We start from the raw sequence: 21,496 nt of genomic DNA, 5'->3' as shown, positions 1-21,496 counted from the left end.
CGTAAATGGGGCGGCTTTTCAAGGAATGAAGGATATGTGTCTATTGTTGTAATTTTGAGTTTTTTTAGTAGAGGACAGAAGATCGTTTCGTGGGTTTTTGAAAACAATAAAAAAGAGCCTTACTTAGAAGAAAGGCCCTAGTTGCAATAATCCTTAGGAAGCTCCGGCTTCTTCAAATTCTACTTCCAATTCACCTAAACGGTGGTACTCAGCCAATACAGCTTCTTGGATTTTACCGCGTGTTCCTGAATTGATTGGATGCGCAATATCACGAAATTCTCCATCAGGAGTACGTTTACTTGGCATAGCTACAAATAAACCGTTGTTCCCGTCAATAACACGAATGTCATGAACAACAAATTCATTGTCCAATGTGATTGATGCAATCGCTCTCATTCTTCCATCCGTATTAACCCGGCGTAATCTTACGTCAGTTACTTCCATGTGCTCACACCCTTTTCCTAAAGATAAAAAGCTAGTTAAATAAATTCAACAAATAAATTGCTTATTCCTTCTTTATTTTCAAAATTTTTTTAAAAAATAGGACGAAATTGTGAACTTTTGACAGAAAAGCGGAAGCGCCTTGTTCAGGGGCGACAAGCATAAGACGATTCGGCGGGAAGGTTGCTCTTTAATCTTCTCGACGGATTGGCTGTAGACCTGCGAGCCCCTAGGCGCTGGAGCTGGACAATTCTCAAAGTAATAAAAAAAAACGCTCGTTTATTTCACGAGCGCTACTACTTCAATTTCAACTAACACATCTTTTGGCAAACGGGCAACCTCAACGCAGGACCGTGCCGGTTTATGCGTGGAGAAATATTCCCCATATACTTCATTAACTGCCGCAAATTCATCCATATTTTTAATAAATACAGTAGCTTTTACAACGGTTTCAAAGGATGCTCCTGCTTCTTCAAGCACAGCCTGCAAATTGCGGAAAACCTGATGGGTTTGTTCTTTAATGTCTCCAGTCACCAATGTACCTTCTGCTGTTAGCGGAATTTGTCCTGAACTGTAAAATAAATTGTTGACAATGATTCCTTGAGAATATGGCCCGATGGCTGCTGGCGCTTGATTCGTTTGAACTACTTTCATACGATCTCCCCCTGTTTATTAAAATAATTCCCTATTTGAACATTAATCTTTTTTTCTTTTACATCCACATCAGATAATTGGACAAGCGATATATATTCATCAACCAACCGCTCTTCAATTTTTTCCGCTTCCACTAATACAGCAATGCCGGCGACTTGGGAATTGAATTCTTCAATGATACTGATCATACCCATGACAGTGCCGCCAGCCTTCATAAAATCATCAACAATAAGAACGCGCGAACCTTCCTTCATGCTTCGCTTTGAGAGAACCATGGTTTGGATTCGCTTAGCTGACCCAGACACATAATTAATACTGACGGTTGGCCCTTCAGTAACTTTACTGTCCCTTCGGACAATAACTACCGGAACATTTAATTGACTGGCTACTGCGTAGGCCAGCGGAATTCCTTTAGTGGCAACGGTCATCACCACATCAATTTTGGCTTCTGCATAGGCTGAGGCAATAATTCGTCCGGCTTGCTGCACAACGGAAGGATTTCCTAAAATATCCGTTAAATATAAATACCCTCCAGGCAAGAGCCTATCAGGTTTGGCAATTAAGCCGCAAAGCTCATTCATGAATGGCTGTGCTTCTTCTTTACTAATTTTTACAATGAATTTAACCCCGCCAGCGGCTCCGGGCACTGTTTGCAGAGTTCCGATTCCTCTTTGTTCAAAGGTTTCCTTGACGATGGCTAAATCCTCACTGATGGAAGACTTAGCCGAAGCATAGCGCTCGGCAAAATACGTTAGCGGTACTAATTGGCGAGGATGGTCCAATAAATAGTTGGTCATATCAATCAAACGTTCACTGCGACGAAATTTCATAACAAACCCCCAAAAGCCGAATATTCTAATTAGAGGATATCATTATTGTACGCTTCTAATCAAGTGTTTGCCATAAAAATACCAATAATGTTCGGATTTAATCAAGTGAGTGCCGTTCTCCCAGCATACGAACTGCAAATACCTGGTCACAAAATCCTCGAAGGCCGTTATAGATTCGGTGCATTCTCGAATCATGCTGGACAATTCCAAAAACGGTTGGCCCGCTGCCGCTCATTAAGACGGCATCCGCTCCAAAACGCTTCATTTGCTCCTTTATTTGCGCCACTTCAGGATGAAGATTTAAGGTAACATCCTCTAACACATTACCTACATTTTGACAAACCTTTTGATAATCACGGCTGTTAATCGCCTCGACCATTTGTCCGATATCGGGATGGTTCATTCTGTTGATATCTAAGCGTCGATAGACCTCAGCCGTCGAAACTCCGATAAAGGGTTTAGCGAGAATCACCCAGCATGTCGGCGGCGGCGGAAGTTCGGTAATCATTTCTCCTCTGCCTTTCGCTAAAGCTGTGCCCCCATAAACACAAAAGGACACATCCGAACCAATTTCGCTCCCGAGCTCTGCTAATTCATCTAGTGATAAGCCGAGATCCCATAGCTTATTCAAGCCTCGTAAAGTAGCGGCAGCATCACTGCTCCCGCCCGCAAGCCCAGCTGCGACAGGAATGGTTTTTTCAATGGCGATCATGACACCTTTTTTCACCTGAAAGCGTGTCTTTAACAGCTGTGCTGCTTGATAGGCTAAGTTTCTTTGATCATCCGGTACATAGCGATTATGGGAAAGAATATGTATTTGATCTTTATTTAATAAGGTCAGTTCCACCCTATCGGCTAAATCAATGGTCGTCATGATCATTTCAACCTCGTGATAGCCGTCGGAACGTTTATGTAAAACATCTAGTGCTAAATTGATTTTAGCCGGTGCTTTGACTAAAAGCTTCAATAGGTCCACCTACTTCTATATAGTGCAATATTCCGCAATCCACATTTTGTCCATTTTACCACAAAACGACTAGTAAAGCGCAAGCGCATTGGGGTTATATGGTGAAATTTAAAGGCCAGAGGAAATATCCCCCTGGCCCTGCTGCAGCAGTGATTCGTTTAAATTACAAGCGGAAGTGCGTTTGTTAGGCTTAAGACTGACGGCCTCTGCCGGCCAACTGTGCTTCTGCAAGCTCTATGGCGCGTTTGACCATATTCCCTGCATCCTTTGCCCGGATGCCGCCCCAACCCTCTTTTTGAACAACATCATAGAAACCAAGGTCTTTTGCAAGCTCTTCTTTAAATTGGCTTGACATAATCCCTCTTCTTCTGCCCATCTAAACAACCCCTTTCCAGCTGCAGCATTATTAGTATGGGGGGAAAAATGGTTTTTCATGATAGCAAAAAGCAGTAAACCTAAGTTTACTGCCACTCATTGCTTATATACTAACTTAATGCTACATGTCCTGCTGCTTCATCGTAGAATGTAATTTGAACTGTTTCTGTTAATACATCCGCATAGCTGTAAGACACGCGCTCGAATGAATTTTCATCCTGATCTAATTCAATAACAAAAACAGATGGGTAAGTTTCAGCTAAAACACCTGAACGTTCAATTGTTTTCCTGCGTCCGCCATTTGCTTTCAGCAATAATCTTTTCCCTAAATTTGTGTCAAGAGCCTTTTTAATATCGGCTAAGGTTTTTGGCATTCGGTCCACCTCACTATGTAAAGTATAACACACTGACATAGTTCTGTCAAACAAAAATATAAATTATATCAGTCCGACAAAAAGTTTGTCAATATTTTTTCTTCTACTTTTTCTTCTAAATTTCAACATTCCTATCGTTACCTTAATGTCAATGGAATATGTGTACATTATTAAAAAAAATAAGCCTCAGGGATTCAAAGGCTTATACTGTCTCAGTATCTTGATTTTTATTTTCTTCTTCATCCTCGTCCGGGATTGGTCGATAAGGCATACCTGTTCTTAAAACACCTTTTGTTTCGATGCCGCCCAGCCCCTTATCTCCTGTTAACGTATTTCGCAAAACCTCCCAAACGTTGATTCTTTCCATAAACGGGGTAAAGCTAATTTTGGCAACGATGTATACTGGATCAAGTGCGTGTATATTGACTCTTGTGGGAGAGCTTGCGAAGTTTGCACCTGCATGAATCAGGGATTCAAAGTGTGATTGGCATGCACCCGCAAAGATAACCAGTTGATCTAGATGAGGCACTTTTTTCCTTGCCTCCCTAACGGCTAGGGCAAAATGCCTTGAATGCCGATAGGCGTTGATATCGTTCATTTTTCCTTTTGCCTTTGAGTAGGCGTCATGCCCGGTGATGACGAGAATATCCGGCCGGTAATAATCCATTAATTCGCCGATTTTATTCGGCATTTCCTTTTCATTGCAATGGATGCCTAAAACAGGGACTCCAATTTTTTCGTACAGAGTCATACATTTTTTTAGATAAGAGGGATCTCCATCTAAATGCAGGACTTTGCCTGGGATCTGAAAATAATTGCTTGGCTTCACATACCCGCCTGTTGCATGATATTCTTGTCTCTGTTTCAGTAAATCAACATCCTGTGTAAAAAGTCTTAGTGACTGTTCTTCAAGTGTCCTATATTCTTTTGTGAGCTTTAATCTCTCGGCTTGGTTAATGACAACCAAATCATTATATGGAGCATCTGCTACGATGCGAAAATCTTCCCCGTAAAGGATCGCAAATTTCTGGTCATTTATTTTTCGAAAATCGATAACACGAAAAAGAATGTCACAGTTGTACGAACGTCTGCCGACAATATCCATTAATTTTATATCCACTGCCGTCACTCCAATTAGACCAGCAAAGAAGGCCTTTCAAAATAAAAGTTTCTCCCATAGGCTATGCCGCCGGCTTTGTCCCTGTGACGAACGATAAATAGGATTATTTATGATAAGGATTTTATTGATAGGTTCTTAGGCGGATAACTCATAATGCCTAAGATGTGATTAAAGTTTGCTTTATTGTCCTTTTGAAGATTTCACAGGGACTATGATCCGTTTAATATGCTTTCACGGGCACTGTGCCAAATAAAAAAAGACCTTCTAAAAAGGTCTAATGGAAATACGGATATAGTTCGTCTGCGAGGCGGCCGAATTCCTCTAATGACAGGGTCTCGCCTCTTCGTGAAGGTTCGATTCGGCTGGCTTCTAGTGCCGCTAGGATGTCCTCTTTCTTTTGTTTCCCGTCCGGCAGCTGACTCGTTAAATTATTTAGCAAAGTTTTTCTTCTTTGTGCAAAACTAGCCTTTGTCACTTGGAAAAAGAATGTTTCATCCTTGACACTGACAGCAGGGTTCTCCCGCTTAATCAGCCTGATTACTGCTGAATCAACATTTGGCTGCGGCACGAACACCGTTTTCGGAACAATCATCACCGTCTCAGCTTCTGTATAGTACTGAACAGCAATAGAAAGCGAGCCATAATCCTTTGTCCCAGGTTTGGCCGAAATCCGGTCTGCGACCTCTTTTTGGAGCATACAAACGATGCCGCGGATTGGGAGCTGATCCTCCAGCAGCTTCATGATAATCGGGGTCGTCACATAATAAGGTAAGTTCGCCACCACCATAACATCGTCGATGCCGGCAAAGTGTTCAGCCATCACAGCCTGGACATCCGCTGCTAGCACGTCTTTATGAATGATGCTGACATTCGGATATGGTGAAAGGGTATCCGCTAAAATCGGCAGCAATCTTTGGTCGATTTCAAACGCAACGACCTTTTTGCTAGAACGAGCGAGCTGCTCTGTAAGCGCCCCAATCCCCGGCCCAATTTCAATCGCTCCAGAGTCCTCGGTCAAATCCGCGAAACTTACAATTTTTTTTAAGATATTTGTATCAATTAAGAAATTCTGTCCCAGGCTTTTCTTAAACGAAAATCCGTATTTTTCAAGAATCGCTTTTGTCCTAACGGGTGTTGCAATATCTTTATTCATTGTTTTCCTCCTGCCTAACAATAGCCAATGCTTCTGCAAATTCCTGTTTGCTAATTTGAAACATCATTAAGCGTTTATGAAGCTGTTTTCCATTTGTATAACCTATTTTCAAAAGTTTTCCTAACAGGATTCGGCGCTCTTTAGATCCTTCACCGCCAATAAGTCCGGCTGTGATTAAATCCTCTTGGGAAATTTCTTCTGAAATCGTTTCATGCATGACTTGCGCATCCTTCAAGGCCTCACGGATCGCATCAGGCTTGGCATGCTCAACACCAAGTCCCCTGCCGCGTTTAGCAAGCGCTTCTTCCTTCGGTAAAAAAGCATGCTTGCAACCAGGGACCTTTTCGGCGATTGTTTTTCTGATTTTTTCGCCGGGAAAGTCTGGATCTGTAAAAATAATCACACCCCTTGTTTCCTGGGCGCGCCGTACCTTTTCAATGGTAGCTTGATTGACTGCAGAACCATTCGTTTCAATTGTATCCGCATCTACCGCTCTTTTAATCGCTGTCGTATCATCCTTGCCTTCCACTACAATAATTTCTCGGATTTTCATTCTTCCTCCAAAAATAAAAAAAATAATCGAAAAAAACTTGAAACATTTTTGTAATGTCCATCGTCTATATTATCAATGCATTCATACATTAAAGTATAAAACGCAGTGAAAAAATACTAGTATGTATTCGAATTTAAGTATAATGAAAAACAAACAAAAAGTAAAAATGCAGAGGAAAGGACCCTCTGCATCATTGAAAAATATTAATTTAAAATTTTTATTTTTACCTTTTTACGTCCCCAGCGATACGCATCAGAATTAGACGCCATAAAAACATCAATGATATAGCCTTTTATTGCCCCGCCTGTATCAGCTGCAACAGCATAGCCGTAGCCTTCGACATAAACCTTCGTTCCGAGCGGAATAATTCTTGGATCAACAGCAATGACTTTCATGTTTGGATTAGCGCGGAGATTTAGACCCGTCGCAGTCCGCCCAGAACAGCCATTACAATTCGCTGTATAGGCCGTTGCTGTAACGTAAAACTCTTTTCCCGTTTCTACTGCTCCACGGGAAACTTGCAAAGATAAATCTTTCGTTCCGACAGCCACAACTTTATCCTGCTTTTCTGCAATCATCCGCTCACTAATTAACTTTCTTGAAACTTCCTTGCCATTTTCAAATAAAACTTCGTATTGCTTGGAAACACGGCCTTGTTTACCAGCTTTTAATGTTTTTTCTGTGCCCTTTGTCAAATCTTCATCCTTTTTTGTTACTACGGCAAATTCAACAGGTTCTTCCACTACATCGGTGACTTTTTCTCCCCGGACGACGTTAACAACACCATTGTCTTTCACTTTTTCTGTCAGTGCTGGTTCAACTCGGTCCAATGTGTTTAGTTTGATTCCCTGCTGTGTTAAAAAGTCAGCGACCGTAGTCGAAGTGGTCCAAACTTGCTGGGATTTACCGCTATCAACAAAGGTTAAATTCAAGGCAGTTTTAATGCCAATCTTCAGCTTATTTTGGAGTGCCGCTTGCGGTTTTGGTGAGATTTGATCATGTGCATTCAAATCAATTTTCTGCTCCTTTAAGAGCTCAGCCACAGTCCCGGCTGTTGTCCAAATTGTTTTCTTCTCGTTGTCCTTCACAATAGTAACCTGTTTCGCCTGCTTCCAAATGACATTGAGGTGGTCCTTCACCTTTGCATCCGCCTTTGGAGACAGGTAGTCCTGTGAGCGAAGTGAAACATCCAGTTCATCAAATAACTCTTTGACGGTATCTGCATGTGTTTTAACGACCTTTTGTTCGCCATTAAGAGTAATTGCAACAGTTTTCTTTGATCCCTCAAAAAAGAGAATTCCAAGAGTTGTTAACAAAACTACAAAACTAGCAATAGCAATGGCCAAACTTCTCCTGCTCAAAGACATGAAAAACAGGTTTTTCATGTTTTTGAATACGATGAAAAACGCCTCCTTTTGAATCTCCTTAGGTGACTCTTTGGTTGCTAAGTTAACATAAACGTAACATAGATTTTTCTGAAACAAAGAACAGGGAGATATTAAATCGTTTACATTCGTGGCATTTATATTGCAATAACATGTCCGAAATAAACGAATAATCAGAAAACATTATTTCTAACACCGCTTCAGGGATAAGCTGCCGCCTTTTATTTTTATGGATTTTTAGGCTACTCGTTGCCGTTTGATTCTTTAAGATCTCTAATTCAAATTCCGTCCGTTTTTCTTCCTGCAAATTAAATAAAAATATTTGAAAAAAAATTGAAACATTTTTGTAATATCAATCGTCTATATTATCAAAAGCAATCATACATTAAAGTATAAAACATAGTGAAAAAATCCTAGTAACTATTCGTTGTTAAGTATAAAAAAATAATGAAAAAGTAAAAATGCAGAGGATAGGACCCTCTGCACCTAAGTAAATTACTGTAAAATTGTAATTTTGACTTTCTTACGTCCCCAGCGATATGCATCTGCATTAGACGGCATGAATACATCAATGATATACCCTTTAATTGCCCCGCCTGTATCAGCTGCAACAGCATAGCCATAGCCTTCGACATAAACCTTTGTTCCGAGCGGAATAATTCTCGGATCAACAGCAATAACTTTCATGTTTGGATTAGCACGGAGATTAAGACCGGTTGCAGTACGTCCTGAACAGCCGTTACAATTTGCTGTATAGGCGGTTGCATTAACATAAAACTCTTTTCCCGTTTCCACTGCGCCACGGGAAACTTGTAAAGATAATTCCTTCGTTCCGACAGCCACAACTTTATCTTGCTTCTCTGCAATCATCTGCTCATTAAGTAATTTTCTTGAAACTTCCTTGCCATTTTCAAGTAAAACTTCATATTGCCTGGAAACACGGCCATGTTTACCAGCTGATAAGATCTTCTCTTTACCTTTTTCTAAACCTTCATCCTTTTTCGTTACCACGGCAAATTCAACAGGTTCTTCCACTACATCGGTGACCTTTTCTACTCGGATGACGTTAACAACACCATTTTCTTTCACTCTTTCTGTCAGTGTTGGTTCAACTCGGTCTAATGGATTTACCTTGATACCCTGCTGCGTTAAAAAGTCAGCGACCGTAGTCGAAGTGGTCCAAACTTGTTGTGCTTTGCCCTTGTCAACATAGGTTAGATTAAAGGCTTTTTTAATGCCGACCTTCAGCTTATTTTGGATTGCCGCTTCTGGTTTTGGTGAGATTTGATCATGTGCGTTCAAAACAATTTTCTGCTCTTTTAAGAACTCAGCCACTGTCCCGGCTGTTGTCCAAATCGTTTTCTTCTCGTTGTCCTTGACAATGGTAACCTGTTTCGCCTGCTTCCAAACGACCTTAAGGTGGTCCTTCACCTTTGCGTTCGCCTTTGGAAACAAGTAGTCCTGTGAGCGAAGTGAAACATCCAGTTCATCAAATAACTCTTTGACGGTATCTGCATGTGTATTAACGACCTTTTGCTCGCCATTAAGAGTAATTGCAACAGTTTTCTTTGATCCTTCAAAAAAAAGAATTCCAAGAGTTGTTAACAAAACTACAAAACTAGCAAAAGCAATGGTCAAATTTCTCCCGCTCAAAGACATGAAAAACAGGTTTTTCATGTTTTTGAATACGATGAAAAACGCCTCCTTTTCTCGGAGAGATTATTGAGAACCATGCTGCCGGCTGTCAACCCTTGCTTATCCTGTGAACGTATTTTTAATTATGCATAATATTGGGAAAATTGCAAAGGAAAACTTATCGACACGGTAATCCTATGTTGAAAAGGAGACGTGTAGAACTTTTTGTTATCAGAAAAAATTAAGACAAGCTTCTAGCCCATTCGACAAAATCTCTTATCAGTTTATGCCGAATAATTTTTTAGCATTTCGTGTCGTTACTTCGGCAACTTCCGCTAATGTTAGCCCCTTAATTTCGGCAATTTGCTCAGCAACCAGCTTAACATAACCCGGTTCATTCCGCTTGCCACGGTATGGGTGCGGAGCTAAATAAGGACAGTCTGTTTCAATTAACAATTTATCTAACGGAATTTCAGCCGCTACTTCCTTCGGCTTTCTTGCATTTTTAAACGTTACCGGACCGCCAAGTGAAATGTAAAAGTTCATCTTCACGCATTCTTTCGCCACTTCTGGACTGCCGCTAAAGCAATGCATGATTCCCCCTACTTCCTCAGCCTCTTCCTCTTTTAATATTTCCACAATATCTGCTGTCGCCTCCCGATTATGGATGACAATAGGAAGCTTCACTTTTTTAGCCAGCCTGATTTGCTTTCGAAAAACCTCTTTTTGGATCTCCTTTGGAGACTTGTCCCAATGGTAGTCCAAGCCCATTTCTCCGATTGCGACTACCTTTGGATGCTGGGATAATTCCTCAATCCAGGCTAAATCCTCATCCGTCATATCAATAGCATCGACGGGATGCCAGCCAACACAGGCATAAAGAAACTCATAGTTTTCCGCCAATTCCATGGCTTTTTCAATCGTCGGCCGATCAAAACCGACAACAACCATATTCGAAACTCCCTCTGCTTGAGCTCTTTCAATCACTTCTTGCAAGTCTTCGTTGTATTGTTCTGCATTTAAATGTACATGTGTGTCGAATAACATTTCATATGCTCCTTTTTTCACAATAGATATCCTTGTCATACCATAAATAAAAAAATAGAAATGTCCCGAAATTTGTTTCACGTGGAACATTTCTATATCGAAAAGTGGAAGCGCCTTCGGAACAAGCACAGCTTGTTCCTGCGATGATTATTCCAAGGAGCTTTCCTTAGTGTCCAGGGGCGACAGGCATAAGCGAGCCGGCGGGAAGGTTGCTTTTTAACCTTCTCGACGGATTGGCTTATGACCCCGAGCCCCTAGGCGCTCCTCCTAAAAGCTATCGCTTTCAGTCGTGCGATGCTAATGCTGACGAAGCATTACTTGTGGAACTAGACACTTTAGACATTATTTTACTTTAGAACCATTTGGCAGGGTTTGGTCAACGGTTGCAAGGGATAGCTGACCGTCCTTAGAACCTGCTAGTATCATGCCCTGTGATAGTTCACCGCGTAATTTAACTGGCTTTAAATTTGTTATACAAATAACCTTACGTCCCACTAATTCTTCCGGCTTATAATATTGAGCAATACCCGAAACAACCTGGCGCTTTTCATAGCCAAGGTCCAGCTGCAGCTTTAGCAGTTTATCCGCTTTTTTAATCGGCTCTGCCAGGATAACTTCAGCTACACGCAGGTCAATTTTCATAAAATCATCAATCGAGATTTCATCAATAGCCTCAGGTTTTTCCTCTTTCTTTTCCTCAGCCGCAACAGGTGTTCCGCCCTGCATCTTTGTCTTAATGAATTCTACTTCTTCTGCAATTTCAAGTCTTGGGAATAGCGGAGCATCCTTTGCTACCTTCGTTCCGCTTGGAATCAATCCGAAATTTTCAAGACCTTCCCATGCTTTTAGACCTTCCTCTTCTATTCCTAACTGTTTGAAAATCCCATCAGGAGTCCGTGTTAAAAACGGTTTTAACAGAATGGCCGTTCTGCGCAGCGATTCCGCTAAATGAATCATTACACTAGCAAGCTCACCTTTTTTAGCCTCATCCTTAGCTAAACTCCATGGCTGGGTTTCATCGATATATTTATTAGTCCGGCTGACTAGCTGCCAGATGGACGTTAACGCAACAGAAAACTCCATTTTCTCCATAGCTTCTTCGTATTTTGTGACTGTTTCACGATTTACTTGAAGCAAGGAATCATCAAATTCACTGACAGAACCTGAATACGCTGGAATCACACCAGCAAAATATTTTTCGATCATCGCAACAGTTCGATTTAACAGATTTCCGAGATCGTTTGCTAAGTCAAAATTAATTCTTTCAACAAAGCCTTCAGGTGTGAAAACTCCGTCTGCACCAAATGGGACTTCCCTTAATAAATAATAGCGGAGTGCATCAAGGCCGTAGCGATCAATTAACGTAACCGGATCGACTACATTTCCTTTTGACTTTGACATTTTTCCATCCTTCATTAACAGCCAGCCATGCGCAAACACCTTTTTTGGCAGCGGAATATCCAAGGCCATTAACATAATTGGCCAATAAATCGTATGGAAACGGACAATCTCTTTCCCAACCAAATGGACATCAGCAGGCCAGTAATTCAAATAGTTAGCGTCGTTTTCTGTGCCATACCCTAATGCCGTAATATAGTTAGATAGCGCATCAATCCAAACATAGATGACATGCTTCGGATTGCCAGGGACTTTAATCCCCCAATCAAACGTCGTTCTTGAAACTGCTAAATCCTCTAAACCAGGCTTAATAAAATTATTAATCATTTCATTTTTACGGGATTCCGGCTGAATGAACTCAGGATTCTCCTCATAATATTGCAAGAGGCGGTCGGCATACTTGCTCATTCTAAAAAAGTAGGATTCTTCTTTTACAAGTTCAACGGGGCGGCCGCAATCCGGGCAGTTGCCATCGACAAGCTGACGGTCGGTGTAAAAGGATTCACAAGGTGTACAATACCATCCTTCATATTGATCGAGATAAATATCGCCCTGTTCAAGCAATCTCGCAAAAATCTTTTGAACAATTTGCTTATGTCTTTCTTCTGTCGTCCGGATAAAATCATCATAAGAAATATCGAGCTTTTTCCAGAGGACCTTAATTTCATCAACCATCCCGTCTACATACTGCTGTGGTGTAATCCCCGATTCTTCCGCTTTACGCTGAATCTTTTGTCCATGTTCGTCTGTTCCAGTTAAATACCTGACATCAAACCCTCGCATCCGCTTATAACGGGCCATTGCATCACCCGCAACAGTGGTATAAGCATGACCAATATGTAAATTTCCACTTGGATAATAAATTGGTGTCGTTAGGTAAAAAGTCTTTAATTTTTCCTCCATTTTTACTCCTCCTATTAGGTCGGCAATCATTAACCCTACTGACCATTATTGCCTCTTTCTTCCCGCTTCTATCCTCAAAATATACCGAAAAAAGGACTTTTGTGCAAGAAAGCGCCATCCCTCACTTCCAACATTTTAAAATATTTTCCTTATACACCCATAAAATTAGGACATACAGCGAAATATATGTTGTTTAAATGCTGATTATGTAGATATTTGTCGAATATTGTAGAATTCGTATGGCAATGAATTTACACTACGATAATATTAAAAACAGTGTTTAATTGCAGAATTTTTCAGTTAAACCCTATTAAATCAGTAGTTTTATTATAGAGAAAAATTTTCCTTAATTTTTCAAAATAAAAATAATTGACGAATATGGGAATGGCTGGTATTATGAAGGTAAGAAAAATTTGTCGAATAATGACGAATTGTAGAATAGAAAATATACTTTTTTATTAGTGAGAGGAGATTATAATAAATGAAATCTACTGGTATCGTTCGTAAAGTTGATGAATTAGGCCGTGTGGTTATTCCGATTGAATTAAGACGTACTCTTGGTATTGCTGAAAAAGATGCTCTTGAAATCTATGTTGATGATGATCGTATCATCCTTAAGAAATATAAGCCAAACATGACTTGTCAAGTAACTGGTGAAGTTTCTGATGATAATTTAGCACTTGCTGGCGGGAAATTAATTCTTAGCCGTGAAGGTGCAGAGCAATTACTTCAAGAAATTCAAAATAGCTTTGAATTAGCAAAATAAGAATAAAGCGGATATTTTCTTTTTACTTCTTTAATATAAATGGCTCCAGACCCTTATTGGTTCTGGAGCTTTTAATTTTATTCAATATGATACGTTTGATAAACCTCACGCTTGTTTAAGCCACGGTCTTTTGCCGTTTGTTTGATGGCTTCTTTTGATGCCATCTTTTTTTCTGAAATATAGTGATTCACATGTTCTTCAATTGTAAAACTCTCCCACCAACTGGATTCTTCCTCAACTTCACCGGTGGCCCCTTCTACAATTAAACAAAATTCCCCGCGAATTTCGTCTTGATTGGCCCATTTTATTGCTTCCTCAAGGGTGCCGCGAATAAATTCTTCAAATTTCTTAGTCAGCTCCCGGCATAGGGCGATGTTCCGATTTCCAAGTATCTCAAGCATAATTGCTAATGTTTCTTTCAAACGATGCGGTGATTCATAGAAAATGATCGTTGCCGTTTGTTTTTTTAAAACCTCTAACTCAGAGCGTTTTTCTTTCTTACTTCTGCCTAGAAATCCATAAAAGTAAAACGGCTGACAGCTAAGCCCTGAGGCAATTAAGGAAGTGAGTGCGGCATTAGCACCTGGTAAAGGTACTACCGTCATTTTTTCAGATATAGCGGCCTGCACAAGCTCATAACCCGGGTCTGAAATCGTCGGCATACCCGCATCGCTGACAAGGGCAATTTTTTGGCCTTCCTTAACCTTTTGAAGTAATTTTTCACCACTTGTCTCTTTGTTGTGCTCGTGATAACTGACAACAGGCGTCTCAATTTCAAAATAATTACAGAGCTTTCTTGTATTTCGTGTATCCTCAGCAGCAATCATGTCTGCCTCTTTTAATATTCGGATAGCCCGAAAGCTCATATCCTCTAAATTTCCGATTGGAGTAGGAACTAGATAGAGAATACCTTTGTGTTCTTCGTTTTCAAAGCTTTTCTGCTGCCACATTATATCCACCCGTTTCTTCCATTAAAAACTCTATTTTTTTCTTCCGTGATAACCTTTTGAAGTAGTACTCCGCTCTAAGGGCATCCGTTTTATTATCGTATTCTTTATAAAAGGTCAGCTCAACCGGGCCTCGTCCCCTTGTATATTTTGCCCCTTTTCCTTCATTATGAAGCCTTAGGCGGCGCTCAAGATTATTCGTATAGCCCCCGTAGAAGCTTCCATCCCGGCAGGTTAACACATAAAAGTAATGTTCGTTATGCACCATATAAAATCTCTCGGATCTCAGGTGTGTATTCATCCTTTTCATTATAGACGAATAACGGCGGAAGTATTTTTAAATCGGGACTGCCGTCTTTAATTGCCTCGACTAAAAGGGTATTGGCTTCCTTCCCCTTCTTTGGATAGACAAACTGAATTCGCTTGGGCTCAAGCCTATATTGACGCATCAACGTAATCATATCTAGGAGACGCCCTGGCCGATGTACAAAGGCTACTTTGCCGCCCTGGCGCACCAATTGGCTTGAAGCTTTTACTGCATCCTCGAGCGTACAGAGAATCTCGTGGCGAGCAATAGCTAAATGCTCATTCGGATTGATTTCTTCCCCGGAGGGTGTCGTAAAATAAGGTGGATTACAGGTGACAACATCGAATTTTCCAAAGCCTAATTGTTTGGGCATTTCTTTAATATCGCCATGAATCATGGTTAATCGGTCCTGAAGCTTGTTATATTCAATACTTCTAACCGCCATATCATACAACCGCTCCTGAATTTCTATACCTGTAATCTTCCCCTTTGTCCGGGCACTTAAAAACAACGGGATCACACCATTGCCGCTGCAAAGGTCAATTAAATTCCCCTTTTGAATCGGGACATACGTAAACCTTGCCAGCAAAACGGCATCTAGTGAAAAGGCAAATACAGATGGACTTTGAATAATCCTTAAATTTTCAGCAAGCAAATAATCAAGCCGCTCATCTTCCTTCAATATAACCATAGATTCCTCCTAAAAAAACAGCCTCCCTGTTGAAGGAAGGCTTTAGCTATTTCTTATTAAGGAAGGAAAGGCAAAATAAGCAATCGCCTTCCTTGCGCAAGCTTCCAAAGTGAAGATTGCAAATATGAAAGCCTTCTTGGTAAAGACGGGCAAGATTATCGTATCCTTCCCCAACATCAAAAGGCTTCATAACAGGTGCCCCCAATTGGGCAGCTCCTTTTTTAACCCCTGTTTCTTTCTTTTCTGTTTCCGTGGTTACATCTAAACGGCGCCTTAGATGTTCATTTTCAAGCTTTAAATAATGATTCTCTTCTAGTATTTCGGCTAAATGCTGCTTCAATTCTCCAAGCTGTTGGTAAAGACTTCCAATTTGTGTTTCCATATTACTTACTGATTCAAATATTTCTTTTTTATCCACGGCGTACACCTCTTAATCTGTGGATTGTATAGAAAAGGCCCCTTCTTTAACGATTTCATCCAAAGTATACTCCAGAACCCGTTCTTGTTCCTTTAGTTCAACCTGAAGAACCCGTTCTAATATATTTAATCCTACCACTTTGCCGGCACCCTGTGGTGTTTCAATGATTTCCCCTAAATCAGGGAGCTGCTCCTTAGCAGATTCATATTCATCATTTTCATATTTTAAACAGCACATAAGCCTGCCGCATAAACCAGATATTTTCGTAGGATTTAACGATAAATTTTGATCCTTCGCCATTTTGATGGATACGGGATCAAAGTCACCCAGAAAAGTGGAACAGCAAAGCATTCTGCCGCATGGGCCTATCCCGCCAAGCATCTTCGCTTCATCGCGGACACCAATTTGCCGGAGTTCAATCCTTGTCCGGAATATGGCCGCTAAATCTTTCACTAGCTCCCGGAAATCGACTCTTCCATCGGCCGTAAAGTAAAAGATGATCTTATTGCGGTCAAATGTATATTCAACATCGACTAGCTTCATATCCAGCTGATGTTCATTTACTTTCTCATTACATACTTCATAGGCTTCCTGGGCAGCTTGTTTATTTTCATCAACAATCATTCGATCCTTCGGGTCTGCAATTCTAACGACCTTTTTCAATGGGAGAACAACATCATGCTCCCCTACCTGCTTGCGGGGAATGACTGCCCTTCCATATTCGACGCCGCGTACCGTTTCAACAATGACAAAATCATCTTTTTGAATTGAGAGGTCTCCAGGATCAAAATAATAGATTTTCCCCGCTTTTTTAAAGCGTACTCCTACAACATCATACAAATGAAGATCCCTCCTGCAATTTTAACACAAGCTGTTCCATCATCAGCTGAGGATTCATATTAGCCGCAAGCTTCCTTTTTGCCTCAAGGATAGCTGACATTTGTTCCGATATACGCCGTCCGGATGTTTGCAAGGCAAATTGATTTAACCGCTCACTTTCCCCTTTAAAAACAATTTGCTCCTGCCTATCTAATTGTATATATAGTAAATCCTTAAAAATAAGAAGTAAAAGATCTAAACCACGCTGAATCTGTTCTTTCTCTTTAAAGTGCGGGAACCAATCGCTTTGAAGCGTTACCATCGCCTCTAACGGATTCTTTCTCAACACTTCATATAATTTTAACATTATTTTTTGGGCTTGTGCAAACCATTCATTGGTATTTAGTTCAAGCGCTTCATCGATGCTGTTTGTAAGCTGGGCTAACAGCGGTGCCATTTGGGGTGCTACACCGTTTTCCACCAATTGTTTAATCATAATCTGCGGAGATAATGGATGGAATTTTAATGTTTGACACCTTGAAAGAATCGTAGGTAATATTTGCTGAGGCTGCTCGGTTATTAAAATCGCCACGGTCTCAGCATTGGGTTCCTCAAGGAATTTTAATAGGCTATTAGAAGCACTATTGCTCATTTTATCAGCATGAATGATCAGGTATGCCTTTTTCAAGGATTCTAAGCCCTTTTTTGCAAACTCTGTTTGCAGGCTTCTGATTTGATCGACTTTTATCGACAGTCCGTCCGGTTCAACAATATGGACATCGGGATGATTCCCATGGTTGATCCGACGGCAATTTTTACAATCCTCACATGGTTTAAAGCCATCTTTTAATGACTCACAGAAAAGGGACTTCGTCAAAAGAAGCCCTATTTCTTTTTTGCCGGTCCCCTTCATGCCTTCAAAAAGATATGCATGGGCCACTCGATTTTTTACAAAGCTGTTTTTTATCATCTTTAATACGGCTGGCTGCAGCCCTTCTAGTTGATCCCATGTTTTAACCACAATTATCACTCACTTTATTAAAGAAATGCGGAAGCGCCTTGACCAGGGAAAAAAGCAGTTCATTTTTTCCCTGGGGCGACAGGCATAAGACGAGCCTACGAGAAGGCTTGCCTTTTAGCCTTCTTGGCGGATTGGCTTATGACCCCGAGCCCCTAGGCGCTGAAGCTAGACAATTCTCAAAGTCAAAATTTAATTCTTTATATTTAAAAATGCATGTACTGCTCGATTGGCAAGACGAATACCGTGGCTCCGCCTACTTCCACTTCTACTGGATATGGAACATAAGAGTCCGCATTCCCGCCCATTGGAGAGACAGGGGAAACGAGCTGATCTCTGGCCCTGCAGTTATCCTTAATAATCTGGAGAGCACGGTCCACGCGAATATCTTCGGTCCCGATCATAAAGGTTGTGTTGCCTGATTTTAAAAATCCACCTGTGCTGGCAAGTTTTGTCGCCCTGAAATTATTCTCTACTAATGCCTTTGATAACCGGTTGCTATCTTGGTCTTGTACAACAGCGATAATTAGTTTCATCGAACAACCTCTCCTCTATTAAACCGATTCTATTTCCTATATCTATATTATAGCAGATTTATGTTAAGTGGAAATTTAGCCATAAAAAAAAGCCTTCACTTGAAGGCTATTTTTCAGCTAATTTTGTTTCGACAATCTTTAAGGTCTTTTTATAAACCTCATCTATTGTTCCAGAAGCATCGATTTTGACAATTCGCTCTGGAAAGCGATCGATCAAGAGATGGTATCCATCTCGGACTTTATGGTGAAAATCAAGATTTTCCAAATCTAACCGATTAATTTCCCGGCCTTTATTTTTATTAATGCGCGTCAGCCCTAATTCCGGCTCGATATCAAAGTATATTGTTAACTCCGGCATTAAGTTCTGAACGGCAAATTGGTTGATACTCCATACTTCGTCGATTCCTAATCCTCTCGCATAGCCTTGATAGGCAAGGGAGCTGTCGACAAACCGGTCACATAGAACGTCTCTTCCCGCCTCTAGTGCTGGTTTCACTCGTTCGATCAAGTGCTGTCTGCGCGCTGCTGCATAAAGCAAAGCCTCTGTCCTGGGATCCATCGCGGTATTTTCTTTGTCTAAAATTACTCTTCTAATTTGTTCGGCAATATCAATGCCGCCTGGCTCCCTTGTTAATAGGGCGTGGTCAAGCTTTTGGGCCACCATGCTGATGATCGTTGTTTTACCGGCACCATCCGGCCCCTCAAATGTAATAAATGTTCCGTTGTTCATTCAAATAAAACCTCCAAAACTGTTAAAATCTAATGATGTATATAAACGCTAATGAACTCTTTTCTTAAGTTTGTGCCGCCCTGAAATCTCGCCCCTGCTTCTAACAATGATTTAAGCTGAGTCAGTGTTTCTGCTGTTATTTTTTCACCCTTTAACAGTAAGGGAATACCGGGAGGGTAAGGAATAATGGTTTCAGCGCAAACATGACCCACGGCATTATTTATATGTATATCTTGCTCTTTTAAGCTATCCATCTCTTTGTAAGGGATCGCCAGACCTGTAATCCTGCCGGAATCTGTCTGATAGTCATCCTTCCATTCTTGGCAAGGAAGATCTTCTAATATGGTTTTGATTTTTAATGCCGTCTCTTCCAATGGATAGTTCTGTCCTTGTTTTAATAATGGAAGGATCAGAAGGACATTATAGGGATCGGCTAATTCTGTATAGATAGCGTGTTCTTCCAATTTCTTCTGAATTTGAAAGCCGGTTAATCTGCACCGGGATTGAAGTGTTATTTTTAAACAATCTCCATGATGATTGGGATACTCTAAGACTTTAATCTGCGTGATTTTTGCCAATTCCTCTTTAAAGCGATTGATTTCTTTTAGTAAAAAGGTTATGTCCTTTTGCTCATAGCCGGCTAAATAATGTCTGGCTAGATCAAGCGACGCCATAATCGGATAGGAAGGGCTACTGGATTGGAGTATTTCTAAGTATTCTTTTACTTTGGTTTTTTCAATGAGTTTACTATTAAAATGCAGGTATGAACCCATCGTCATGGCCGGCAGGGTTTTATGTGCGGATTGCACTACCAAATCTGCTCCCATTTGTGCAGCTGAAGCCGGAAAGGGCTGGCCGATGATAAAATGTGCACCGTGTGCTTCATCTACTAAAACGGGAATTTGATGCCGGTGGGCCTGTTCAATAATTTCTTGTACATGGGTGGTTAACCCATAATAATTCGGATAGGTCAATATGATGGCTTTTGCATTGGGATATTGGCTTATCGCTTTTACTGCTGTTTCTGGAGTAATCCCAGCTGCCACCTTCCACTCCCGGTTATACTCCGGTTCTAAAAAAATTGGGTTTGCTTTTGCTATTTTTAAGGCATTTAGAACAGATTTGTGGCAGTTTCTTTGAACAAGAACTGTATCGTCCTCTGTACAAGCTGCCATGATCATCGCTAGGTTGCCGACGGTTGATCCATTTACAAGAAAATAGCTTTTTTCTACTTGAAAAAGGTCAGTTAAAAGGGTTTCTGCCCCTAAGATGGCTTCTTCAGGCGAGTGCAGATCATCCAGCCCCGTCAGTTCTGTTGCATCGAGCTGCAGAATTGGCTGAAAAAATGGAGATAGGTTAATTTCCCCATATTTATGCCCAGGTACATGAAAGGAAATAGGCTTCTGTTCTATATGTTTTATTAATGCTTCATATAAGGGCTTCTGGGATTGAGTCATTTTTTATACTTCCTTTACTTAGTCTCATCTATTTTAACAAAAAGCCAAGTTAAAGGGCAGTGTTGACTTTTTTAACACTGTTGATTGGAGCGGAAGGCGAAGCGCCTGGAGCGCAAATCAACAACTAAGTTCAGGGCAAAAAAATAAAGCCCATAAGGACTTGTTATGAAAATATTTCTGGAGTATTTATTTTTTTTAGCTGTTTAAGGAAATATTTATATTTTGGATCATTTGTATCTGTCTGAATCAAATCATTTTCACAGTCGGTACAAATAAAAGAAGTATATAGATGTATGCCTTTTGGTTTTAGATTCTCACAAATCACACACGTCTCTTCAATACGTTTATGTGCCAAAAATGAACTCAATTCCTCCACCTCCATACACCCATTCTGCCCGGCAATTTTAATTTGTATACAATTTTTTGAATACTCTTTATTATATTATGTTGCGTTTCACAATTGGGTGTATGTCTATAGGTGAATTCTTTTCAAAATCCGTAAATTTTTGTTTGTTTTTATTGATGATCACTATTGTGGACTTGACTTTTCATTTTTCTACTGCTCGTGTCCTCTATAAGCTCTATTGTGGACTCAGCCTTCTATTTTTTCAGTTCCCGTGTCCACAATAAAGTCCAGTTTTCATTTTACGAAAAAAGATTAATCCCAATACAAAAAGACAACCCTCTCGGATTGTCTCTTTCTTGTGCCTGGCAACGTCCTACTCTCACAGGGGCGCGTGCCCCAACTACCATCGGCGCTGAGAAGCTTAACTTCCGTGTTCGGTATGGGAACGGGTGTGACCTTCTCGCCATAATTACCAGACTTGTTTTTTAAGGGTTCATTCCCTCAAAACTAGATAATGCAGAAGAAGTTTGTAAAAACGAGTTCACCTTAATGACTTGGTTAAGTCCTCGAACGATTAGTATCAGTCAGCTCCACACGTCACCGCGCTTCCACCTCTGACCTATCAA

General features: G+C 40.7%; 24 protein-coding genes and 1 rRNA gene. 1 reads left to right on the top strand and 24 read right to left on the bottom strand.

Annotated features, from left to right (window positions below):
• Positions 1-153 precede the first annotated feature (153 nt).
• From spoVG to metG, 13 genes are all read right to left on the bottom strand, one after another.
• The gene (gene spoVG / locus AC59HZ_RS29765) at positions 154-444 is read right to left on the bottom strand and encodes a septation regulator SpoVG (protein ID WP_003347151.1); all 291 of its coding nucleotides are present in this window, start codon (positions 442-444) and stop codon (positions 154-156) included.
• Positions 445-720: 276 nt separating this feature from the next.
• Entirely contained in the window at positions 721-1,095 is a 375-nt protein-coding gene (ridA, locus tag AC59HZ_RS29760) for a 2-iminobutanoate/2-iminopropanoate deaminase (protein ID WP_496549334.1), read from the bottom strand.
• Complete coding sequence (gene purR / locus AC59HZ_RS29755) at positions 1,092-1,925, bottom strand: pur operon repressor (RefSeq protein WP_496549333.1); 834 nt, start codon at positions 1,923-1,925, stop codon at positions 1,092-1,094. The genes ridA and purR overlap by 4 nt, the downstream gene beginning before the upstream one ends.
• Positions 1,926-2,022: 97 nt before the next feature.
• Positions 2,023-2,892: a 4-(cytidine 5'-diphospho)-2-C-methyl-D-erythritol kinase gene (gene ispE / locus AC59HZ_RS29750; protein ID WP_496549332.1), complete on the bottom strand. Its 870-nt coding sequence runs from the start codon at positions 2,890-2,892 to the stop codon at positions 2,023-2,025.
• 190 nt (positions 2,893-3,082) lie between these two features.
• Positions 3,083-3,268, bottom strand: coding sequence for a small, acid-soluble spore protein, alpha/beta type (locus AC59HZ_RS29745; RefSeq protein WP_496549331.1), 186 nt, complete (start codon positions 3,266-3,268; stop codon positions 3,083-3,085).
• Positions 3,269-3,377: 109 nt separating this feature from the next.
• Positions 3,378-3,641: a biofilm formation stimulator Veg gene (gene veg / locus AC59HZ_RS29740; RefSeq protein WP_205181638.1), complete on the bottom strand. Its 264-nt coding sequence runs from the start codon at positions 3,639-3,641 to the stop codon at positions 3,378-3,380.
• A gap of 202 nt (positions 3,642-3,843) precedes the next feature.
• Positions 3,844-4,761, bottom strand: a complete 918-nt coding sequence (gene yabG / locus AC59HZ_RS29735; RefSeq protein ID WP_496549330.1) for a sporulation peptidase YabG — start codon at positions 4,759-4,761, stop codon at positions 3,844-3,846.
• A 274-nt stretch (positions 4,762-5,035) separates the two neighbouring features.
• Entirely contained in the window at positions 5,036-5,914 is an 879-nt protein-coding gene (gene rsmA / locus AC59HZ_RS29730; RefSeq protein ID WP_496549329.1) for a 16S rRNA (adenine(1518)-N(6)/adenine(1519)-N(6))-dimethyltransferase RsmA, read from the bottom strand.
• Positions 5,907-6,467: a ribonuclease M5 gene (rnmV, locus tag AC59HZ_RS29725; protein WP_496549328.1), complete on the bottom strand. Its 561-nt coding sequence runs from the start codon at positions 6,465-6,467 to the stop codon at positions 5,907-5,909. The genes rsmA and rnmV overlap by 8 nt, the downstream gene beginning before the upstream one ends.
• A gap of 203 nt (positions 6,468-6,670) precedes the next feature.
• Entirely contained in the window at positions 6,671-7,852 is a 1,182-nt protein-coding gene (locus AC59HZ_RS29720; RefSeq protein WP_496549327.1) for a ubiquitin-like domain-containing protein, read from the bottom strand.
• Positions 7,853-8,347: 495 nt separating this feature from the next.
• Complete coding sequence (locus AC59HZ_RS29715) at positions 8,348-9,529, bottom strand: ubiquitin-like domain-containing protein (RefSeq protein ID WP_496549326.1); 1,182 nt, start codon at positions 9,527-9,529, stop codon at positions 8,348-8,350.
• A gap of 237 nt (positions 9,530-9,766) precedes the next feature.
• Entirely contained in the window at positions 9,767-10,534 is a 768-nt protein-coding gene (locus AC59HZ_RS29710) for a TatD family hydrolase (RefSeq protein WP_496549325.1), read from the bottom strand.
• A gap of 342 nt (positions 10,535-10,876) precedes the next feature.
• Positions 10,877-12,835 (bottom strand): methionine--tRNA ligase, encoded by a 1,959-nt coding sequence (gene metG, locus AC59HZ_RS29705; RefSeq protein WP_496549324.1) that lies wholly within the window; start codon positions 12,833-12,835, stop codon positions 10,877-10,879.
• A gap of 481 nt (positions 12,836-13,316) precedes the next feature.
• Between metG and abrB the strand changes: the two genes are divergently transcribed.
• The gene (gene abrB / locus AC59HZ_RS29700) at positions 13,317-13,601 is read left to right on the top strand and encodes a transition state genes transcriptional regulator AbrB (RefSeq protein WP_223596406.1); all 285 of its coding nucleotides are present in this window, start codon (positions 13,317-13,319) and stop codon (positions 13,599-13,601) included.
• A gap of 77 nt (positions 13,602-13,678) precedes the next feature.
• Here abrB and rsmI read toward each other — a convergent pair whose 3' ends face one another.
• From rsmI to rrf, 11 genes are all read right to left on the bottom strand, one after another.
• Positions 13,679-14,551 (bottom strand): 16S rRNA (cytidine(1402)-2'-O)-methyltransferase, encoded by an 873-nt coding sequence (rsmI, locus tag AC59HZ_RS29695; protein ID WP_496549323.1) that lies wholly within the window; start codon positions 14,549-14,551, stop codon positions 13,679-13,681.
• Positions 14,529-14,816: a GIY-YIG nuclease family protein gene (locus AC59HZ_RS29690; RefSeq protein ID WP_496549322.1), complete on the bottom strand. Its 288-nt coding sequence runs from the start codon at positions 14,814-14,816 to the stop codon at positions 14,529-14,531. Before AC59HZ_RS29690 ends, rsmI begins: the two co-directional genes overlap by 23 nt.
• Entirely contained in the window at positions 14,806-15,546 is a 741-nt protein-coding gene (locus AC59HZ_RS29685) for a tRNA1(Val) (adenine(37)-N6)-methyltransferase (protein ID WP_496549321.1), read from the bottom strand. Before AC59HZ_RS29685 ends, AC59HZ_RS29690 begins: the two co-directional genes overlap by 11 nt.
• Before the next feature lie 46 nt (positions 15,547-15,592).
• Positions 15,593-15,964 carry a DNA replication initiation control protein YabA gene (gene yabA / locus AC59HZ_RS29680; protein ID WP_496549320.1) on the bottom strand — a complete coding sequence of 124 codons (372 nt, stop codon included), beginning with the start codon at positions 15,962-15,964 and terminating at the stop codon, positions 15,593-15,595.
• 12 nt (positions 15,965-15,976) lie between these two features.
• Positions 15,977-16,804 carry a PSP1 domain-containing protein gene (locus AC59HZ_RS29675; RefSeq protein ID WP_223596411.1) on the bottom strand — a complete coding sequence of 276 codons (828 nt, stop codon included), beginning with the start codon at positions 16,802-16,804 and terminating at the stop codon, positions 15,977-15,979.
• Positions 16,797-17,804 carry a DNA polymerase III subunit delta' gene (holB, locus tag AC59HZ_RS29670; protein WP_496549319.1) on the bottom strand — a complete coding sequence of 336 codons (1,008 nt, stop codon included), beginning with the start codon at positions 17,802-17,804 and terminating at the stop codon, positions 16,797-16,799. The genes AC59HZ_RS29675 and holB overlap by 8 nt, the downstream gene beginning before the upstream one ends.
• Before the next feature lie 203 nt (positions 17,805-18,007).
• Complete coding sequence (gene darA / locus AC59HZ_RS29665; protein ID WP_223596413.1) at positions 18,008-18,337, bottom strand: cyclic di-AMP receptor DarA; 330 nt, start codon at positions 18,335-18,337, stop codon at positions 18,008-18,010.
• A 106-nt stretch (positions 18,338-18,443) separates the two neighbouring features.
• Positions 18,444-19,067, bottom strand: coding sequence for a dTMP kinase (gene tmk, locus AC59HZ_RS29660; protein ID WP_496549318.1), 624 nt, complete (start codon positions 19,065-19,067; stop codon positions 18,444-18,446).
• A gap of 29 nt (positions 19,068-19,096) precedes the next feature.
• Positions 19,097-20,524, bottom strand: a complete 1,428-nt coding sequence (locus tag AC59HZ_RS29655) for an aminotransferase class I/II-fold pyridoxal phosphate-dependent enzyme (protein ID WP_496549317.1) — start codon at positions 20,522-20,524, stop codon at positions 19,097-19,099.
• Positions 20,525-20,687: 163 nt separating this feature from the next.
• The gene (locus AC59HZ_RS29650) at positions 20,688-20,906 is read right to left on the bottom strand and encodes a sigma factor G inhibitor Gin (protein ID WP_496549316.1); all 219 of its coding nucleotides are present in this window, start codon (positions 20,904-20,906) and stop codon (positions 20,688-20,690) included.
• 324 nt (positions 20,907-21,230) lie between these two features.
• A 5S ribosomal RNA gene (gene rrf, locus AC59HZ_RS29645) occupies positions 21,231-21,347 on the bottom strand.
• Positions 21,348-21,496: the final 149 nt, after the last annotated feature.

The sequence above is a fragment of the Neobacillus sp. DZ-9 genome, from assembly GCF_059587065.1.
The sequence above is the reverse complement of the archived record's forward strand: the minus strand, read 5'-3'. Positions and strand labels throughout refer to the sequence as shown.